15 protein-coding genes and 1 other RNA gene are annotated in these 18,797 nt (G+C 39.1%); all 16 read left to right on the top strand.

All coding sequences use genetic code 11. From position 1 onward, the window contains the following. Positions 1-491: 491 nt before the first annotated feature. Complete coding sequence (locus EO112_RS08090) at positions 492-1,229, top strand: (Fe-S)-binding protein (protein WP_009353202.1); 738 nt, start codon at positions 492-494, stop codon at positions 1,227-1,229. An 11-nt stretch (positions 1,230-1,240) separates the two neighbouring features. Further along, the gene (locus EO112_RS08085; protein ID WP_127163850.1) at positions 1,241-2,686 is read left to right on the top strand and encodes a LutB/LldF family L-lactate oxidation iron-sulfur protein; all 1,446 of its coding nucleotides are present in this window, start codon (positions 1,241-1,243) and stop codon (positions 2,684-2,686) included. Between the two features lies 1 nt (position 2,687). After that, positions 2,688-3,398 carry a lactate utilization protein C gene (locus EO112_RS08080; protein WP_127163848.1) on the top strand — a complete coding sequence of 237 codons (711 nt, stop codon included), beginning with the start codon at positions 2,688-2,690 and terminating at the stop codon, positions 3,396-3,398. Between the two features lie 300 nt (positions 3,399-3,698). Beyond that, positions 3,699-4,577, top strand: a complete 879-nt coding sequence (locus EO112_RS08075; RefSeq protein WP_127163846.1) for a mechanosensitive ion channel family protein — start codon at positions 3,699-3,701, stop codon at positions 4,575-4,577. 169 nt (positions 4,578-4,746) lie between these two features. Next, the gene (locus EO112_RS08070) at positions 4,747-5,298 is read left to right on the top strand and encodes a TIGR01440 family protein (protein ID WP_062403516.1); all 552 of its coding nucleotides are present in this window, start codon (positions 4,747-4,749) and stop codon (positions 5,296-5,298) included. A 16-nt stretch (positions 5,299-5,314) separates the two neighbouring features. Next, a complete protein-coding gene (locus EO112_RS08065) occupies positions 5,315-5,776 on the top strand; it encodes a DUF3290 family protein (protein ID WP_127163844.1) in 462 nt (153 codons plus the stop codon). A 1-nt stretch (position 5,777) separates the two neighbouring features. Continuing rightward, positions 5,778-6,422, top strand: coding sequence for a DUF421 domain-containing protein (locus EO112_RS08060; RefSeq protein WP_009353216.1), 645 nt, complete (start codon positions 5,778-5,780; stop codon positions 6,420-6,422). Positions 6,423-6,760: 338 nt separating this feature from the next. Next, positions 6,761-6,901: signal recognition particle sRNA large type (gene ffs / locus EO112_RS08055), an RNA gene on the top strand. Positions 6,902-6,956: 55 nt separating this feature from the next. Beyond that, positions 6,957-9,251 carry a DNA polymerase III subunit gamma/tau gene (gene dnaX / locus EO112_RS08050; RefSeq protein ID WP_127011046.1) on the top strand — a complete coding sequence of 765 codons (2,295 nt, stop codon included), beginning with the start codon at positions 6,957-6,959 and terminating at the stop codon, positions 9,249-9,251. 15 nt (positions 9,252-9,266) lie between these two features. Beyond that, on the top strand, positions 9,267-9,596 hold the full coding sequence (locus EO112_RS08045) for a YbaB/EbfC family nucleoid-associated protein (protein WP_009353175.1): 330 nt from the start codon (positions 9,267-9,269) through the stop codon (positions 9,594-9,596). Between the two features lies 1 nt (position 9,597). Further along, the gene (gene recR / locus EO112_RS08040) at positions 9,598-10,191 is read left to right on the top strand and encodes a recombination mediator RecR (protein ID WP_009353178.1); all 594 of its coding nucleotides are present in this window, start codon (positions 9,598-9,600) and stop codon (positions 10,189-10,191) included. Between the two features lie 2 nt (positions 10,192-10,193). Continuing rightward, the gene (locus tag EO112_RS08035) at positions 10,194-10,424 is read left to right on the top strand and encodes a hypothetical protein (RefSeq protein WP_009353191.1); all 231 of its coding nucleotides are present in this window, start codon (positions 10,194-10,196) and stop codon (positions 10,422-10,424) included. Positions 10,425-10,438: 14 nt separating this feature from the next. After that, positions 10,439-13,087 (top strand): 3'-5' exonuclease, encoded by a 2,649-nt coding sequence (locus EO112_RS08030; RefSeq protein WP_127069092.1) that lies wholly within the window; start codon positions 10,439-10,441, stop codon positions 13,085-13,087. 184 nt (positions 13,088-13,271) lie between these two features. Next, a complete protein-coding gene (locus EO112_RS08025; protein WP_127069093.1) occupies positions 13,272-14,570 on the top strand; it encodes an adenylosuccinate synthase in 1,299 nt (432 codons plus the stop codon). Positions 14,571-15,125: 555 nt separating this feature from the next. Further along, positions 15,126-17,306 carry an ornithine decarboxylase SpeF gene (gene speF / locus EO112_RS08020; RefSeq protein WP_127163842.1) on the top strand — a complete coding sequence of 727 codons (2,181 nt, stop codon included), beginning with the start codon at positions 15,126-15,128 and terminating at the stop codon, positions 17,304-17,306. A gap of 62 nt (positions 17,307-17,368) precedes the next feature. Next, the gene (gene potE / locus EO112_RS08015) at positions 17,369-18,685 is read left to right on the top strand and encodes a putrescine-ornithine antiporter (protein WP_127069095.1); all 1,317 of its coding nucleotides are present in this window, start codon (positions 17,369-17,371) and stop codon (positions 18,683-18,685) included. Positions 18,686-18,797 lie beyond the last annotated feature (112 nt).

Genomic DNA, 18,797 nt, shown 5'->3' with positions numbered 1-18,797 from the left:
TTTACTATATGTATCATACCATATTTGAAAGATTCACTCCATGCGAAAAGAGTGATATTTATCAATGAATTTACTATAGAAAAAGTTGAATTATAGAGCGATGGTTATCTCTTTCATGAGTTTTGGTTATAGTACTAATTTTAAGTAGGAATTAGAGACTGAAAAGACATGTGTGTTTTAATAGAAGATTTGATATGTATTAAAATACATAAAAATTATATAATCCTTGATGTTATAAGGATTGATGAGACTAGGGAAAACGTGTGATTTTTGCTACAAATGAGTTGGTTGATAATGACTAACAAAATGGTATAAAATGGCTTCTTGCTAATATTGCAAGTCTTTTGTAATTACAGAAAAATTACTATATAATAAAATTATCGGAAAACTATTTAGAACCTACTGTTCTAATAGTACATAGATGGAAAACGATTGTTGCATTTCGCCAATCAAGTGATAGTAGTTTACTTTAAAGTTGAGGATGTGAAAAAATGAAAATTCATTTATTTCAACAATGTTTGATTGATATGTTCTACCCTCATGTAGGCATGGCAGGTGTAAAGGTTCTTGAAAACCTTGGCTGCGAATTAACAGTTCCTAAAAAGCAAGTGTGCTGTGGTCAGATGTTTGTTAACTCCGGTTACAACGAAGCTGCAAAAGGAGCTATCAAAAACACAATTGAACAATTCGAAAATGCTGACTATGTAGTGAGCATGTCTGGCTCTTGTGCGTTCGCAATTCGCGATGAATATCATCATATTTTAAAAGATGAACCAGAATGGTTAGCACGAGCTGAAAGATTGAGCTCAAAAATTTATGAGTTCACACAATTCATCGTTGACGTGTTAGGAGTAACTGATGTGGGTGCTCGCTTTAATGATAAAGTGACATACCATAAATCTTGCCACGTAACACGTTTGATGGGAATCAAAGAACAACCTATGAAACTGTTAGCAGGCATTCAAGGTTTAGAATACTTACCATTGCATCGTGCAGAACGTTGCTGTGGATTTGGTGGTACTTTCACAGTAAAAAATCCTGAAATTTCCGCTGTTATGACACGAGAAAAAGCATTAAATATTGCTGATTCTGGTGCTAACATTGTAGCAGGTTCCGACATGGCTTGCTTGATGAATATTGAAGGTATGTTAGATCGACTTTACAAAGAAGGCGAAATTGATCGCCATATCCGCGTAATGCATATTGCGGAATTATTGAATAGTCGATAGGAGGAGTCACCATGAGTAATATTATGTACGATAAACGCCCGTTTAAGACACGCGTTAATGATGTGTTTGCTAATGACTTCAAAGTAAAAGCCATTCAAACAGTACAGGATGTGTTCTATGAAAAACGTAAAGCTGTAGTAGATCAAGTAGCTGAATGGGAAGAGTTCCGTAATGAATCTGCTGATTTGCGTGACCATGTATTGGCTAATTTGGATTACTATTTAAACCAATTTGCGGAAAATGCTGAAAAAGCTGGTGCTCATGTGCACTTTGCAGCTGATGATAAAGAAGCAACAGCAATTTGTATGGAAGTACTTCGTGCAAAAGAAGCAAAAATGGTTGTTAAATCTAAAACTATGGTTTCTGAAGAAATCGGATTAAACCATGAATTAATTGAAGCAGGAATCGAAGTAAACGAAACTGACTTGGCAGAATTTATTTTGCAAACAGCAGACTTCGACCCTCCATCTCATATCGTAGTACCTGCATTGCATTTTGAACGTAACCGTATTCGTGATACATTTGCGAAAAAATTAGGTTATGAAGGTACTGAAAATCCAGAAGAAATGACTCGTTTCGTACGTCGCTATATTCGCGATCGTTTCTTGCGTGCTGACGTAGGTTTCACTGGTTGTAACTTCGGTGTAGCTGAAACAGGTACTATTACTATCGTATCTAACGAAGGTAATGGTCGTATGGCAAGCTCCATGCCTAAAACGCAAATTGCATTGATGGGTATGGAACGTTTGGTGCCTAACTTCGCATCTTTGGATGTGATGATGGAAATGTTGATTCGTTCCTCTGTAGGTGCTAAAATTTCCAACTACTTCTCCATGATCACAGGTCCTGCTCGTGAAGGGGAAGCAGACGGTCCAGAAGAATTACACATCATCATCATTGATAACCGTCGTTCTGGTATTTTAGGTGGCGATTTTGAAGAAATGTTACGTTGTATCCGTTGTGGTGCATGTATGAACATTTGCCCTGTATATCGTCATATTACAGGTCATGGTTATGGCTCTATCTATCCAGGTCCAATGGGTGCTGTATTAACTCCACTATTGGTTGGTTATGAAGAAGCTGGCGATCTTCCTTACGCGTCCACATTGTGCGGCGAATGTTGGGAACACTGCCCAGTTAAGATTCCATTGCATGAATTATTATTGAAACATCGTCAAGTGATTGCTGATAAATTACAAATGCGTCCAGCCCTTGAACGCAGTATCTTCCACACAGTGGCAGGTGTATTTGCGAACTCCTTCTTGTTCGATATGGGTACCAAAATGGGTGCTATCGGCATGAAATTAATGAGTAACAATGGACATATGGCAGATTGGACAAAAGTATTACCAGTAGTTGGTGGCTGGGTGAAAGCAAAAGACATGGGCTTACTCAAAATGAGTAAATTCCGTGATGAATATGCAAAACACGTAGCACAAAAGGGAAAGGAGAAATAAAATGGATCAAGCAAAAAAACAAGCCTTTTTAGGTCGCCTATCTCGTGCGTTAGGCCGTGACTCTATTCCTACATCTGTAACACCTTTTGATTTTTCAAAAGGTCCTCAAGAAACTATGTATTCTGAACTTAGCCATGAGCAAGTAGTACAGATGTTTAAAACAGAAGCAGAACGTTTAGGCACTAAACTTATCGAAGTAGAAGAGTCTCAACTAGCTCAAGCATTAGTGGATGAAATTGTTGTTCGTGGTGGCGGCAGTGTTGTGTATCCTAAATCTGCAGAAGTAGAAACATATGGATTAGAAGCTGCTTTCAAACAATTAGGAGAAGACCAAGCAACATTCTATCAATGGGATGCTACGAAAGGTCGTGAAGCGAACATCAATGTGGCGAAGGATTCTAATATTGGTATTACATTCCCAATCTTGGGGATTGCAGAAACAGCAACAGTAATCCAACCAAGTACAGAAGAATCTGGTCGTTCCCTAGGGTTATTGCCATTGACTCATATCTCTGTGTTACGTACTGAAAATATTCATCCACGTATGACACAAACGATGGCAGAATTAGCAAAGATCTATCGTAATGATCCAGCTAAGTTCCCTACCAATGTAGTTCATATCTCTGGTCCATCTAACACAGCAGATATCGAATTAGTTCGTGTAGTAGGTGTTCATGGTCCAATCAATGTAACATTCATCTTAGTTAAATAAGAGATATAGTTCATAAACAATTAGGATATAGGGTAGTTGATAGGTATATCAACTATCCTATATTTTTATTTTATAGGTTATTATTAAGTCTTGCTGGCAGCAAGTGTTTCTATACTAAATATGAAGTGTCCGTGTCATAATAGATAGTATATTTGACAAAAGACCTTTTTTTCGTATACTTAAAGATAATATATTTACAAGTTTAGTTTTATAGCTATCATAGAATGTAATTGTATGTGGATTAGCTATTATATACTGTACGTTAGTTATAGCAACATAGTTATAGGAAAGGAATAATGTATGTTATTAGCAGAAGAAAAAGTTGCCACAGCCACAGCGGCAGGCGCTGAAAAGGTAGCAGAGCATGTAGAGGAAAGTATTTCCTTTGTTAATCATGTGCAATCCTTATTACTGGAATATTTACCTAGTATTATTTTGGCCATCATCGTGTTGATTATAGGCCGCTATTTAGCTTTATTTGTAAGACGGTTGTCAGTGCAATTGATGAGTCGCACCGGTTATGATCAAACGGTGCGCAGCTTTGCGTCTCAAATTATTTACTACACTATTTTGTCCATAGTCGTGCTGTCAGCTTTGTCTTTAGTGGGATTTCCGACGAATAACTTCTTGGCAGCTTTTGGTGCCTTCGGTATCGCCATTGGCTTGGCATTACAAAATAATATGTCCAACTTAGCATCGGGATTGATTATCTTGGCGTTTAAACCGTTTAAAGCTGGGGATTTAATCTCTGTAAACGGTGTGGAAGGGTCTGTGAAAGCCATCCATCTCATTAACACTGCCATTGCAACGAAAGAAAATCGTATTGTATTTATCCCGAACTCGGCTATTACGTCCAATAACTTGATGAACAGCAACTATGAACTAACACGCTATATTACGTTTGTCTTTGGTATTAACTATAATGCGGATCATCATCGGGCCATTGAGATTATCAAAGAAATTCTTGCGAGCACAGGCAAGGTTCATAATATGGATACCTTAGAAATCGGTATCAAAGAATTTGGCGATAGTTCTGTGAACATTGTTGCCTATCCTTTAATTAACGCCAGTGATTTCAGAGAAGTCTATTATGGTGTTATGTCCGATGTGAAAGATCGTTTTGATGCAGAAGGCATCGATATTCCGTATCCTCAACGTGTGGTACATATGGCTAACTAATAGCCTAAGAGAATCCTATTCCGTACCCGCAAGATATAGGTGGGTACGGAATATCCAAGGGCAATGCGATTCCATGCCTATCATGTATAGTGCATATGGTAAATAATACACTAAGACGATGGCATACTTGTTTACGTCGATTCGTACTCAATGAAGAGGAGGCAATCCTATGAATGAAAATATATATGAGTCTATGAAAGCTGCTGTAGCAGAATTGGCTACGACAGCAAAACTGCAAGAAGGTAAACTACTGGTAGTAGGATGTTCCACTAGCGAAGTGAGAGGTGGTCATATTGGTAAGGATTCCTCTCTCTCTGTGGCATCAGATTTGTTTACAGCGTTGTCTGAAGTACAAGATGAATATGGCTTTGACATAGCAATTCAATGTTGTGAACATCTCAATCGGGCCTTGGTAATGGAACATCATGCCGCAGAGGCTAGAGGCTATGAAGAAGTAAATGCTGTGCCTACGCAACATGCAGGAGGCTCCATGGCAACTACAGCCTATGCAACTTGGTCGGATCCTGTGGTGGTAGAGCATGTAAAGGCTGATGCAGGCATCGACATTGGAGATACTTTTATTGGTATGCATCTAAAACATGTGGCAGTGCCTGTGCGATTAAGCGTAAAAGAAATTGGAGCAGCTCATGTAACAGCAGCTCGTGTGCGGCCTAAATTTGTAGGGGGAGATCGAGCGCAGTATAATGAAGCGTTAAAGTAAGAACTGTGAGGTAATTATGGAATTTTATACCTATGCTTATGTGGTGCAACGAGGAGAGTTTACATCTCTGTTGCAATACATTATGACATCTATTTTATTAGTAGCATTGCTAGTAGTAGGTGTAAAAGTTATGTATAATCGTTTTGATACTAAGTTCCGTGACTTGGGCATTATCATTGTATTGGGGCTTGTATTTTTATTAGGATTGCAAGTTAATGATTATACTCGTGATGCTAATAGTGCAGAAGAATCGATCTATATGGTACAATTCTTAAATAATTTAAGTGAACGTGCCGATGTACCTAAGGATAAGATTCGCGTTAATACATTGCGCGTGCAAGATCGTATGATAGTCAATATCGAGGAAGCCTATTTTGAGGTGACTTTTACTATGAATAAAGATGGCTATTCTTTGCGACCTGTGGAGATGATCAACAGTAATCCTAAGGTGGTAGATGTGAAGAAGGATGGGCAATAATATGTTAACAGGATATACATTAGTATTTATTAAGCTAGCCCTTGGTATTTTAGCTCTCATTTTACAAATGAACTTGATGGGTAAGGGAAACTTGGCGCCGAACTCGGCTTTAGATCAGGTACAAAACTATGTACTAGGTGGTATTATTGGTGCTGTTATCTACAGTGAAAGCATCGGCATCTTACAATTCTTCCTGGTATTGATTGCTTGGACGATTGTAGTTATGGGCTTACGTTTTCTTAGCGCTCATGTGCGATGGATTAAGACACTTATTGATGGACGACCTAGCATTGTCATTGATCGGGGGAAGATTCGTGTCGGTGAATGTTTGAAACGTGGTCTTCGAGGTAGTGATTTACAACTGAAACTTCGTAGCGCAGGAGTGACCCTCGTCAGTGATGTACGCCGTGCGGTACTAGAACAGAATGGTCAATTGACGCTAGTTATGAATGGTGACGATATCATTCGCTACCCTGTTATTGTAGATGGCGTAGTAGATCCAGATATTCTAGACCTAGCCGATAAAGACATGGCTTGGTTGGAAGAAGAAGTGCGAGATCAAGGATATTCCATTAGGGATATCTATGTAGGAGAATACTCCAAAGGAGATTTAATCCTGCACCCCTATGAAGGGCATCGAGTATAATCCCATTGTATGTTAGAATAGAATGGTGTATACTTGGAGCAGAAAGATATAAGAAGTTAGAGCATTCTTTCATAAACTCAAAAAAGGACGGTGGCAGCCGTCCTTTTTTCTTTCTATTTTCTATTCTTATAATACTTCAGAATTGCATATGTCAAAAAAATAACAATCAATCCTTGTAGAATAGGGACAAGAAAACTAGTACATATAAAGGGATACTTAAGAGATAATTATTAAATTAACTCTGTTATAATAATAGCATCTAATGTGTAGCACAATTTATGATGGATTAGGTATATACCCTTGAATAGGGATAGAAAAACATGTATAATAATAGGGTAATAGCATTGGAATATGACAGTTCTATGGGGCTTGTGCAAGGAGAGCCTGTGAACCATGTCAGGCCTTGATTGGAGCAGCATTAAGCGGTTACTCTCTTGTGCCACGAGGAAACCTATAGGGCTGTCAGATTCGAGTGCTATGGTAAAGCAGCTAGCTTAGCTGCTTTTTTTCATATCTTAAGGGAAAGGAGGGACTATGAGTTATTTAGCGTTATATAGACGATGGAGACCAAAACAGTTTACAGATGTTGTAGGTCAACATCATGTGTCGGATACATTACAACGAGCTATTCGTGAAGATAAAGTGGCCCATGCCTATTTATTTGCTGGTCCTAGAGGTACGGGCAAAACGAGTATGGCAAAAATATTTGCGCGCGCTATTAACTGTGAACAGGGACCTACAGATACACCTTGTGGTCAGTGTGAATCGTGCCAGCAAATGTTACAAGGACAAGCCTTGGATGTGATCGAAATTGATGCGGCTTCCAATCGAGGTATTGATGAAGTGCGTGCCTTGCGGGAACAGGTGAACTTCTTACCTGTAGTAGGTCATAAAAAAGTATTTATCATTGATGAAGCCCATATGCTTACCAATGAAGCATGGAATGCCTTGTTGAAAACGATCGAGGAACCGCCAAGCCATGTGATGTTCATTTTTGCCACAACAGAATCGGAGAAATTACCGGTTACTATTTTATCTCGTTGTCAGCGGTATACATTCCGCCGTATTACAGCAAAAGATATTACAGCCCATTTATTGCATGTGGCGAAGGAAAGCAATATCTCTCTTGACCCTGCGGCGGCACAAGTGATTGCAGTCCATGCAGATGGTGGGTTACGGGATGCCTTGAGTATTCTGGATCAATGTTCCGGTATGACCTCAGATATGATTACAGCTCCTTTAGTAGAATCTATGATTGGCTTAGTGAGCAAATCTTGGGTGCTAACTATGGTAGATATATTGAAATCCGGTAATGGAGCGGCTTTACTGCAAGCTGTAGATGAAGCGCTACAAATGGGGCGTGATGCTCGTCAAATTGTAACGGCCTTAGTAGAACATCTGCGAGCTATGATTGTGGCGAAAGTATTACCTGAGGCGGAAGAGCTATTAGCTTATGATACGCATAAAGAGCGATTATTGGCGCAGGCCAATGCGTTATCTATGGAGGAGATAGGACGCTATATCAATGTATTACAAACGGTGCAAAATAACGCAAAACAAGTAGATAACCCACGAGTGATTGTAGAAATGGGATTGCTTTCACTCTTGCAATTAGGTGGCGGTACCTACCAAACCTTGGAAGGTCGCATGACGACGATGGAACAATTTGTGAATCGTCAAGAAGATACATTGCTCCAAAAGTTGAATGAGTGGGCGGAACAACGACCTGTAGTTGCCAGCTCTGTGGTAGAACCTGCACTACCTGTGTCGGATATGGATGTATATGATGGAGTCTTGGAGGATATTCCTCATCCAGTAGAGGATGAGGTGTTGTTGCCACCTGTCTCACCAGTGAGAGCTAGAACTGTAAAAGCAACATCCCCGTTACCACCTCCTCGTGTAGCTAAAGTGGCCGATTCTATTGGTAAAAGCTCCTTGCCACCACCATTACCGAAGAAAGCATCTCCATCGGTAAAGCCTAAAACGGCGACATTTGACACGGCGCAAGAGCGAACCGTAGGGCAGGGGATGGTGAGTCCTCATGAATATAGCACGATTTTAGCAAACGTGATAAAATGGTTGAGAGGCAAGAACTATGGATTGCTAAATACGATCTATCAGCAAGGAACCTTGGTGTACTTAGATCAAGAGCAAGCTATCTTGGTGTTTCCTACGCCTATTGCAGGACCTATTCTGGTGCAACCGCAACATGTAGAATGTGGGAAGAAAGCGTTTCAACAAGTGATAGGACGGCCGATTGTGGTGAAAGCCATCGATAAGAAGGACCCTAAACTGCAGGTATACTTAGAGGCAGCAAAATCCTTTGGAGGGACTTTACAGCAAAGCGGACAGTCGCAGGTACAACCAACGGTACCGACTCCTGTGGTGAAAGGTACTAAAGAAACTGAAGGGATAGGACAACCAATTGTTGCGGCGCAAGGAACGATACCGGTGACAGCTGATGAGGAGATGCCAACTGTATCTGTAGAAACATCGAGGCCTGACAGTGGGAAACCCACTTATGTAGGGACAAACACCACTTCAAAGGTAGGTGCTGGTAGTGATCCGACCAATGTAGAGGGTATTATTGATGACTTTCTCACAGTCTATGAGAATCCAGAGGAAGTATTAAACCCCTACTATCAGGAAATGGGGAAAGGCATGCTTTCAGAAGAAGACATAGACGAGATACGGACATTGCCGAAATGGTCTTCAGCCGAGGCCAGTGATGAAGAAAAACAAGAAACTCTACTCTATGATGCTTTACAACACATGGAGGCTAGCGGGTATGATATTTATGTGAAAGAAGTAGACGATTTGTCTAAGTAATGAAGGAGGTTCACTATGTTTGGTGGCGGTAATATGCAAGGTATGTTGAAAAAAGTTCAAAAAATGCAAAAAGATATGGAAAAAGCACAAGAAGAAATTAAAAACACCGTGGTAGAAGCATCTATCGGTGGTGGTGCTGTATCTGTAACAATGAATGGAGAACAAGAAGTATTGTCCATTAAAATTGCTCCTGCTGCAGTAGATCCAGAAGATGTGGAAGCATTAGAAGATTTAATTTTAGCAGCTGTGAATGAAGCGAACCGTAAAGCAAAAGAAGTGGCAGAGAAAAAATTAGGGGCTGTCACAGGAAACTTGAAACTTCCTGGAATGCCAGGTATGTTCTAATATGACAAATCCTTTAGAACGATTAGTAGAAGAGTTGCGTCGCCTACCAGGTGTGGGGGCTAAATCGGCTAGACGATTAGCATACCATCTCATTGAGGCAGATGCAGAAGATGTACAACGCTTGGTAGAAACCATCCTTGCAGCGAAAGAAGCGACTCATAGATGTTCCCAATGCTTTAATTTATCAGCTCAAGATCCTTGTGAGTTTTGTGCTAGCTCTAAACGGGACAGATCGATGATTTGTGTGGTGGAAACATCCCGTGATGTCATCGCCATCGAACGCAGTGGTGACTATAAAGGGCTATACCATGTGTTGGAAGGGGCTTTGTCCCCTATTGATGGGGTAGGCGTAGAAGACATCCGCTTGAAAGAGCTCATGTTGCGCCTTCAAGATAATACAGTGCAAGAGGTTATCATCGCCACAGATCCTGATGTAGAAGGGGAAGCAACGGCTCTATATATTGCTCGATTATTGCAACCTACGGGGATTAAGGTCACTCGTATTGCCCGTGGTATTCCTGTAGGCGGGGATATTGAATACGCTGATGAGGTGACCTTGAGCGGTGCTGTATTACATCGTCAAGAAATGAGGTAATGATGGATTACGTATTACAAGCTGTAGTAGCTATTGTTGTAGCTTGGATGATTATTAAGGTAGCATGGTTTACCATCAAACGGGTAGCAACCAATGTCTTTTTAGGTATGATTACCTATGCAGTGATTACAGAAGTATTCCATATTCCCTTGGATATGAATATTATGTTGTGGGCACTAACAGCCGTGTTAGGGCCTATACCAGTGCTAGGATTAGCGTACTTTCATTGGTGAAATAAGGAGCAACTATGCAATCAAATACTGTGGTACTTAATGACATTCAACAACAAGTTGTACAGGAATTAGATAGAAATATTGTATTGCTAGCTTCTGCAGGAACGGGAAAAACAAATACATTGTCCTATCGGGTGGCACATATCTTGGAAACGGGACGTGCCACTGGGGATCAAATTTTGTGTTTAACATTTACGAATAAAGCGTGTCGTGAAATGAAAGAACGCATGATTGCGATTGTAGGACAAGAGGCACAAGCTGTGAAAGTATCTACGTTTCACAGCTTTTGTTATACCATTTTGCAAGAAGAAGCAAAATTACAAGAAGATTTGTTTAAAGAATTTCTCATCTTTGACGAAGAAGATGTAGAGGAATTGTTGAGTGAATGTTTGCCGAATCTTGTGAAAGCCTATAGTGAAGAGCAAGGTCTTATGGCACTCAAAATACATGCCAAAACGATTCGCGAGGTTATCAGCGAAGTGAAAGAGCATCGATCGAAGTATCAATATTATTCTGCTAATATACAAGAGGATTACGCACGGACAATCAAGCGTATGCAACGGGAACAGTCCGTTTGGTATAGCATCATGTCAGAAGATACTGCCGAATTTTTAGAAGAAAAAGGGCTACAAGTATTGATGGAATACGAATGGCGATTACGTTCGTTGAATGGGCTAGATTTTGCAGATTTAATTACGAGGGTACACCAAATCTTTCAGCGCCCTGAGGTAGCTAATCGTTGGCGTCAGCGCTATTCCTATATTGCAGTAGATGAAATGCAAGACACTAGCGAGTTAGAATATGAAGTGATGAACACCATGTGGAAGGGTAACCATATTTTGCTCTGTGGGGATTACTTTCAAACTATTTATGAATGGCGTGGTTCTAATCCGATTACATTAATCGATCGGTATCGCAGAGAGTATAATCCTATAGAATTAGTGTTTGATACAAACTATCGGTCTAATCAGATGCTGTTTAAGGGAGCCTTTTCCATGCTGAAAGATATGTTCCCTCAGCGGGTGCGAGAGTTGTATCAAAAAGAACCGAAAGCGATGGCCACACAGCAAGGTGAGCCTATTTCGATATATGCTGCTGCAGATGCTCAGGATGAGGCTAGGTATATATTTCAATCTATTCAACAGCTGAGAAGTGGCGAAGAAATGCCCCCTGTAGGAATTTTGGTGCGCACCAATAAACAAGCCGTACGATTAAGTGAACAATTTAAACGATGTAATCGACAATTGCCAGAAAAGATGCAACTAAAATTTATTTTGGCAGATGAATTAAAATTTTTCCGACGTTTAGAAATTAAGGATGTATTGGCATTTTTTAAATGCTTAGTGAACCCTTGGGATTTGATGAGTACAAAACGGATCATTCGAACCTTTGTCAAAGGAGTTGGTGATAGGCGCATAGAGGAATTAGAAAGCACAGCAGTGAGAAAAACTGGGTTGCGGATCACCGATTTTATGAGTACAAATATCTTTACACGAGAGCCTTATGAACAATTAGAAAAAGGGCTAGTGACTAAAGATATCATTGTATTTGATGTGGAAACGACAGGTGTAAATATACTGGAAGATCGCATTGTGCAGATGGCAGCTATCCGCATCGATGAAGAAGGCAATACCATTGATACCTTCGAACGATTTATCAATCCCGGCGTGCCTGTAGGGGATTCAGAATTAGTCCATGGCTTTAGTGATGCGCACTTACAAAAGGTTGGTGGTGATGCACGAACTGTACTGGAAGCATTCAGACAGTTTGCTGATGGGTTCATGATTGTCGGTCATAATGTGCAGTACGATATGAGCATATTAGAGCAAGAGTGTAGCCGACATGGTGTAGCTATGCCAAGGGTACAAGCCATCTATGATACCTTAGACATATATCGTCGGTTCTATCCGAATTTGCCGAACCACAAGCTAGAATTTTTAAGTGGATACTTTCCCATTGATCATCAGTCTACTCATAATGCCATGGATGATATTATAGCGACGGGTAAATTATTGGTGTATGCTATGAAAGAAAATATCCTGCCTACGAAAGTACAGCGTATGGCATTTATAAATAAATATAGAGATACATTTGCCAATATTGCTGCCTCTATGGATACTTTACGAAGTAAGTGGACTACGAGTAAATCTACAGAAATTCTTGCCTATATTATGAATGATATGGGCCTAGTGGAACACTATCAGAAGAAAGTAAAAGAAGATCCCACTGGGGAACGTAGATTAACTAGTATTCGCGAACTATACCGCATCATGAAAGAGTTAGAAGCGGAACATCCATACTATGTAGGCCGTGATGGTGTGAAAGAGATATTAGAAATGTCTGCTCTTCACTCGGGAGAGGGCATGTTCCGACGAAAAGGAGACAGTCGTATCCCCATCATTACGGTCCATCAAGCCAAAGGCAGTGAATTTGAGAATGTCTTTATTGCTAGTGCACATGATGGGGGACTTCCGTTCTACTTTGCGGTTAAAGATGGTAAATTAGAAGAAGAAAAACGTATTTTTTATGTAGCATTAACTCGTGCTAAGAAACACTTGACCATTACCTATGCAAAGGTGAATGCAAATGGGTATTGGCAACAACCAAGTCGATTCTTATCGTCCATTCCAGAAGAATTTATAAAGCGGTTGGGCTCATCATAAAGATATGGGAATTTGTAGGGAATAACTACCCCAATGTTTTCAATCTATGCTATAATAAAGTGTAAATAGTGTACGTTAGGCGCCTATTTACGAAGGTAATACTAATAATGGAAGAACTTTCAGAGCGATGACTTAATGTAGTCATTACGATAGAAAGTTCTATGATGTAATGGAGGCAATTCATATGGGAACCAATGTAGCAACAAGTATGGTAATTGGCACACAATGGGGCGATGAAGGTAAAGGTAAAATCGTTGATTATTTATCTGAACGCGCTGATGTGGTAGTACGTAGCCAAGGTGGTAATAATGCAGGTCATACAGTAGTCGTAGATGGTAAATCTTTCGCATTGCGTTTATTGCCTAGCGGTATTCTTTACGATGATAAAATGAATATCATTGGTACTGGTGTCGTTGTGGACCCTAAGGTATTGTTGGAAGAAATTGCAAACCTTGAAAAAGAAGGTAAAAGTGCAAAATCCTTATATATTTCTGACCGTGCTCACGTGATTTTACCGTATCATAATCGTTTAGATGAAGCGGAAGAATCTGTGAAAGGCGATGCTAAAATCGGTACTACAAAAAATGGTATCGGTCCATGCTATGCAGATAAAGTAAATCGTATTGGCATTCGCATTTGCGATTTAATGGATCCAGTTGTATTTGAGAAGAAACTTAAATTCAACGTAGAATTGAAAAATAAAATGTTAACAGCCGTATATGGTTTTGAGCCAGTTAACTTTGAAGAAATTTTAAAAGATTACTTAGGCTATGCAGAACAATTACGTCCATTTGTAAAAGATACAAACTTTGCCGTGATTGATGCTATCAAAGGTGGTAAAAAAGTATTGTTTGAAGGGGCCCAAGCAACGATGCTTGACCTTGATCATGGTACATATCCATTCGTAACTAGCTCTCATCCAGTGGCAGGCGGTGCGTCTGTGGGCGCTGGTGTAGGTCCTAACTACTTAAAAAATATCTTTGGCGTAGTAAAAGCATACTCTACTCGTGTGGGTGAAGGACCATTCCCATCTGAACTATTAGATGAAACTGGTGAATACCTTCGTCAAACAGGTCATGAGTTTGGTACGGTTACAGGCCGTTCCCGTCGTTGTGGTTGGTTAGATTTATCGGTTGTAACCTATGGCGCCGCATTGAACAGCTTGGATTATTTAGCCATCACTCGTCTTGATATTCTAGATGGATTAGATGAAGTGAAAATTTGCGTAGGTTACACACGCAATGGTGAGCCTGTACAAGGATTCCCTGCTAGCTTAGATGTATTAGCAGAATGTGAACCAGTATACGAAACATTCCCCGGTTGGAAAACAGATATTTCCGGTATCCGCAAGTATGAAGAATTGCCAGAAGCAGCACGTCGTTATGTAGAACGCATTGCAGAAGTAACTGGTGTACAAGTAGGTATTGTATCTGTAGGTCCTGGTCGTGATCAAACTATCGATCTAGTGAATGTATTTGCATAATATATGTGTTATAAAAAGACCCTGTATAGGGTCTTTTTTACGTTGTAGTGGAAATAAAGATTAGTTATGCAAAAAATGCAAGAATAGAAAAAATGATGGTTATCTTGATAAAAAATAATCATTGTAATATAAAGAAATTAAGAATAAAAAATTAATTAACAATTGTATTTGCGGATATTAGGTTAATAAATATTCGCAAAGTCTAAACTTTATTGAGATGTATTGTCAATAATTTGTATTATGATATAAATGGAAAGATGTTATATTTTGATATATAATGCTACTTTTGTATATCTAAATAAATGTGACTATAAATGCATTTTTTAAGATGGAATGTAAATAACATTCTATAGGATATAGTATATTAGCGGTTTAATAGGTTAAAATATAACAAATTGCTATAATAGAAATAGTTAATTAAGGTTGAATTAAATTGTCATTCGTTGTAAGATTAGTACGAAACGGCTACTGTATATTTTTATATCCATAGCTACCATGTCGACAATGGTTTTCAATAATTATATCTATTCATAGTATGCAATAGGAGGCTTTATTATGAATCACTTACACATTGCGTTCTCTCATGATGCATTACAAGATTTTGAGGATTCTATTACTCGTTTTGCAGTGACCTTAGATGAAACTGATTTTTCTGATGTAGCTGCGATTGTGATTACTGATACAGATCATGAAGAAGTACTAAGCAATCCATTGATTGAAGCTCTTCGTATTCCTGTATTCTTAGTGAAAAAAGATGCGAACTCCACCGTTAAACCTGAATTTGTAGGTAAGATTACTCGTGTAATCGATGCTAATGAAGTGAATTACGAATTATATGTAAAACAAATTGAAGCGGCAGCTAAAAAATATGAAGAAGATATGTTGCCTCCATTCTTCCGTGCGTTGGCAGATTATGTAGAAGACGGTAACTCTCAATTTGACTGTCCAGGTCATCAAGGAGGACAATTCTTTGCACGTCATCCAGCGGGTCGTGCATTCTATAATTTCTATGGTGAAAACGTATTCCGTAGTGACCTTTGCAATGCGGATGTTAAATTAGGGGATTTATTGATTCATGAAGGCCCAGCTTGTGATGCACAGCAACATGCAGCGCAAGTATATAATGCAGACAAAACATATTTTGTGTTAAATGGTACATCCTCTGCTAATAAAATGGTATTAAATGCACTATTAGCCCCTGGAGATATTGTTTTATATGATCGCAATAACCATAAATCTATCTCTCATGGTGCACTAGTACAAGCTGGTGCCACTCCTGTATACTTAGAAACGGCTCGCAACCCATTTGGTTCTATTGGCGGTATTTTGGAACATTGTTTCAATGAAGAATATATCCGTAAATTAGTAGCAGAACAAGATCCTGAAAAAGCAAAAGCAGAACGCCCTATTCGTTTAGCTGTAATTCAATTAGGTACATATGACGGAACTATCTATAATGCTCGTCAAGTAGTCGATAAAATTGGACATTTATGTGATTATATCTTGTTTGACTCTGCGTGGGTTGGTTATGAACAATTTATTCCAATGATGAAAGATTGCAGTCCATTATTATTAGAGCTAGGACCTAATGATCCTGGTATTTTGGTTACACAATCTGTTCATAAGCAACAAGCTGGATTCTCTCAAACATCTCAAGTACACAAAAAAGATTCTCACATCAAGGGGCAAGAGCGCTATGTAAATCATAAACGCTTGAACAACGCATTTATGATGCATGCTTCTACATCTCCATTCTATCCATTATTTGCAGCTCTTGACATTAATGCGAAAATGCATGAAGGAGAGGCTGGTAAATTATTGTGGAAAGATTGTGTAGAAACAGTCATCGATGCTCGTAAAGCAGTCCTTAAAAACTGTAAATACCTTCGTCCATTAGTACCACCAGTTGTAAACGGTAAAAAATGGGAAGATGGAAATACTGCTGAAATGGCACAAGATGTTAAATACTTTGCCTTCGAACCAGGTGCTAAATGGCACTCTTTTGAAGGATATGGTGAAGGACAATACTTCATTGATCCATGTAAATTCCAATTGACTACACCAGGTATTAATGTAGAAACTGGAGAATATGAAGACTTCGGTATCCATGCTAATATTTTAGCTAACTATCTTCGTGAACATGGTATCATCCCAGAAAAATGTGACTTGAACACAATTTTATTCTTGATGACTCCGGCAGAATCTAAAACGAAAATGGATGACTTGGTAGCGCAATTAGTTCGTTTCGAACAATTGATTGAACAAGATGCACCAATGCAAGATGTATTACCATCCATTTACTATAATAATATTGATAAATATAAAGGTTATACAATTCGTCGTCTATGTCAAGAAATGCATGATTTCTACAAAGATCGTAATGTAAGTGAACTTCAAAAGAAATTATTCTTACACGAATATTTACCTGAGTATGTGAAAACTCCTCAAGAAGCAAACTTTGACTTTGTACGTGGTCAAGGTGAACTTGTTCCGTTGGCAGAAGCTGTTGGTCGGATGGCATTAGAAGGTGCTCTTCCATATCCTCCAGGAGTGCTTTGTGTACAACCAGGTGAAAGATGGTCTGAAACTGCTAGAGACTACTTCTTAGCATTAGAAGAAGGTATCAATAAATTGCCAGGCTTCGCTCCTGAAATCCAAGGTGTATATATTACAACTCAAGAAGATGGAACTAAAAAAGCCTTTGGTTATGTATTGAAAAAAGAATTTGATAAATAATTATTTATAATGAGGTGAAGCTAGGAGCTTGCTCCTAGCTGGCCTTTCTAAGTGAGGTGCCTATGAGCAGCACAAGCGAAAATAAAATGAGTGTATTACAGCTTACTATTTTAACAGCTGTAAACATGATGGGATCTGGTATTATCATGCTTCCAACTAAGTTGGCACAAGTAGGATCCTTATCAATTGTATCGTGGTTAATTACAGCACTAGGTTCTATGGCTCTTGCATACGCCTTTGCGAAAGCAGGTATGTATAGCAGAAAAGGCGGCGGTATGGGTGGTTACTCTGAATATTCCTTCGGGAAAGCAGGTAATTTCATGGCAAACTATACGTATGGCGTATCACTTTTAATTGCTAACGTAGCGATTGCAATTTCTGCAGTAGGATATGGTGCAACATTTTTAGATGCGAACTTATCGCCCTTTACAACAGCGATGTGGACAATTGCTACATTGTGGTTAGCGACTGTTCTTAACTTTGGTGGTGCTAGTATCACTGGTCGTGTATCTAGCTTTACTGTATGGGGGGTTATCGGACCTGTATTTGTTATATCCACTGTAGGTTGGTACTTCTTCTCAGGCCATTTATATATGGAAAACTGGAATGTAAATAACTTACCGTTCAACGAAGCAGCAACTAACTCAATTGCTATGACATTATGGGCATTCTTAGGTTTGGAATCAGCAGCGGCTAACTCTGATGCAGTTGATAATCCTGAAAAAAATGTACCGATTGCCGTACTTGGTGGTACATTGGGAGCAGCAGTTATTTACGTGTTATCTACTAATATCATGTTTGGTCTTGTACCAGCAAATGATTTAGTAAATAGTTCTGCTCCGTTCGGCTTAGCATTCGCTAGTATGTTTACACCAACAGTAGGTAAAATTGTTATGGGCTTGATGGTTATGTCTTGCTTTGGCTCTCTGCTTGGTTGGCAGTTTACAATTGCTAACGTATTCAAACAATCTGCTGATGAAGGTTTATTCCCTAAATTATTTAGTAAAATCACATCAAAGGATGCTCCAGTTGTAGGCATGATTACGATTACAATTGTTCAATCTTTGTTATCTTTGATGACAATGTCTGAATCATTAAATCAACAATTTGAAGTATTAGTTAACCTTGCGGTTGTTACTAATATCATCCCTTACTTATTGTCTATGGCAGCTATTATTGTTATCTTAAAATCTGCAGGACGTGGTGGCAGCGAATTAAGTGGAACTACTTTTATTGCCTTTATCGGTTCCCTATATAGCTTATATGCTTTATATGCATCTGGCTTAGAAGCAATGACATATGGTTCTATCGTGACGTTCATAGGATGGACCTTGTACGGATTCATCTCTGATAAGTTTGATTTAGAAAAACAAGCTTAATCGTATACACAGGGGATACTATTATTAATTCTATAAAATAGTAATAGATATTTTCTTGGTGTGGAACATAAAAGACAAAATTACGTATATGATAATTATAAATGGTGTATCG

It is taken from the genome of Veillonella sp. VA141, assembly GCF_003992175.1.
Classification (GTDB): Bacteria; Bacillota; Negativicutes; order Veillonellales; family Veillonellaceae; genus F0422.
This window is presented reverse-complemented; position numbering and strand designations above follow the sequence as displayed.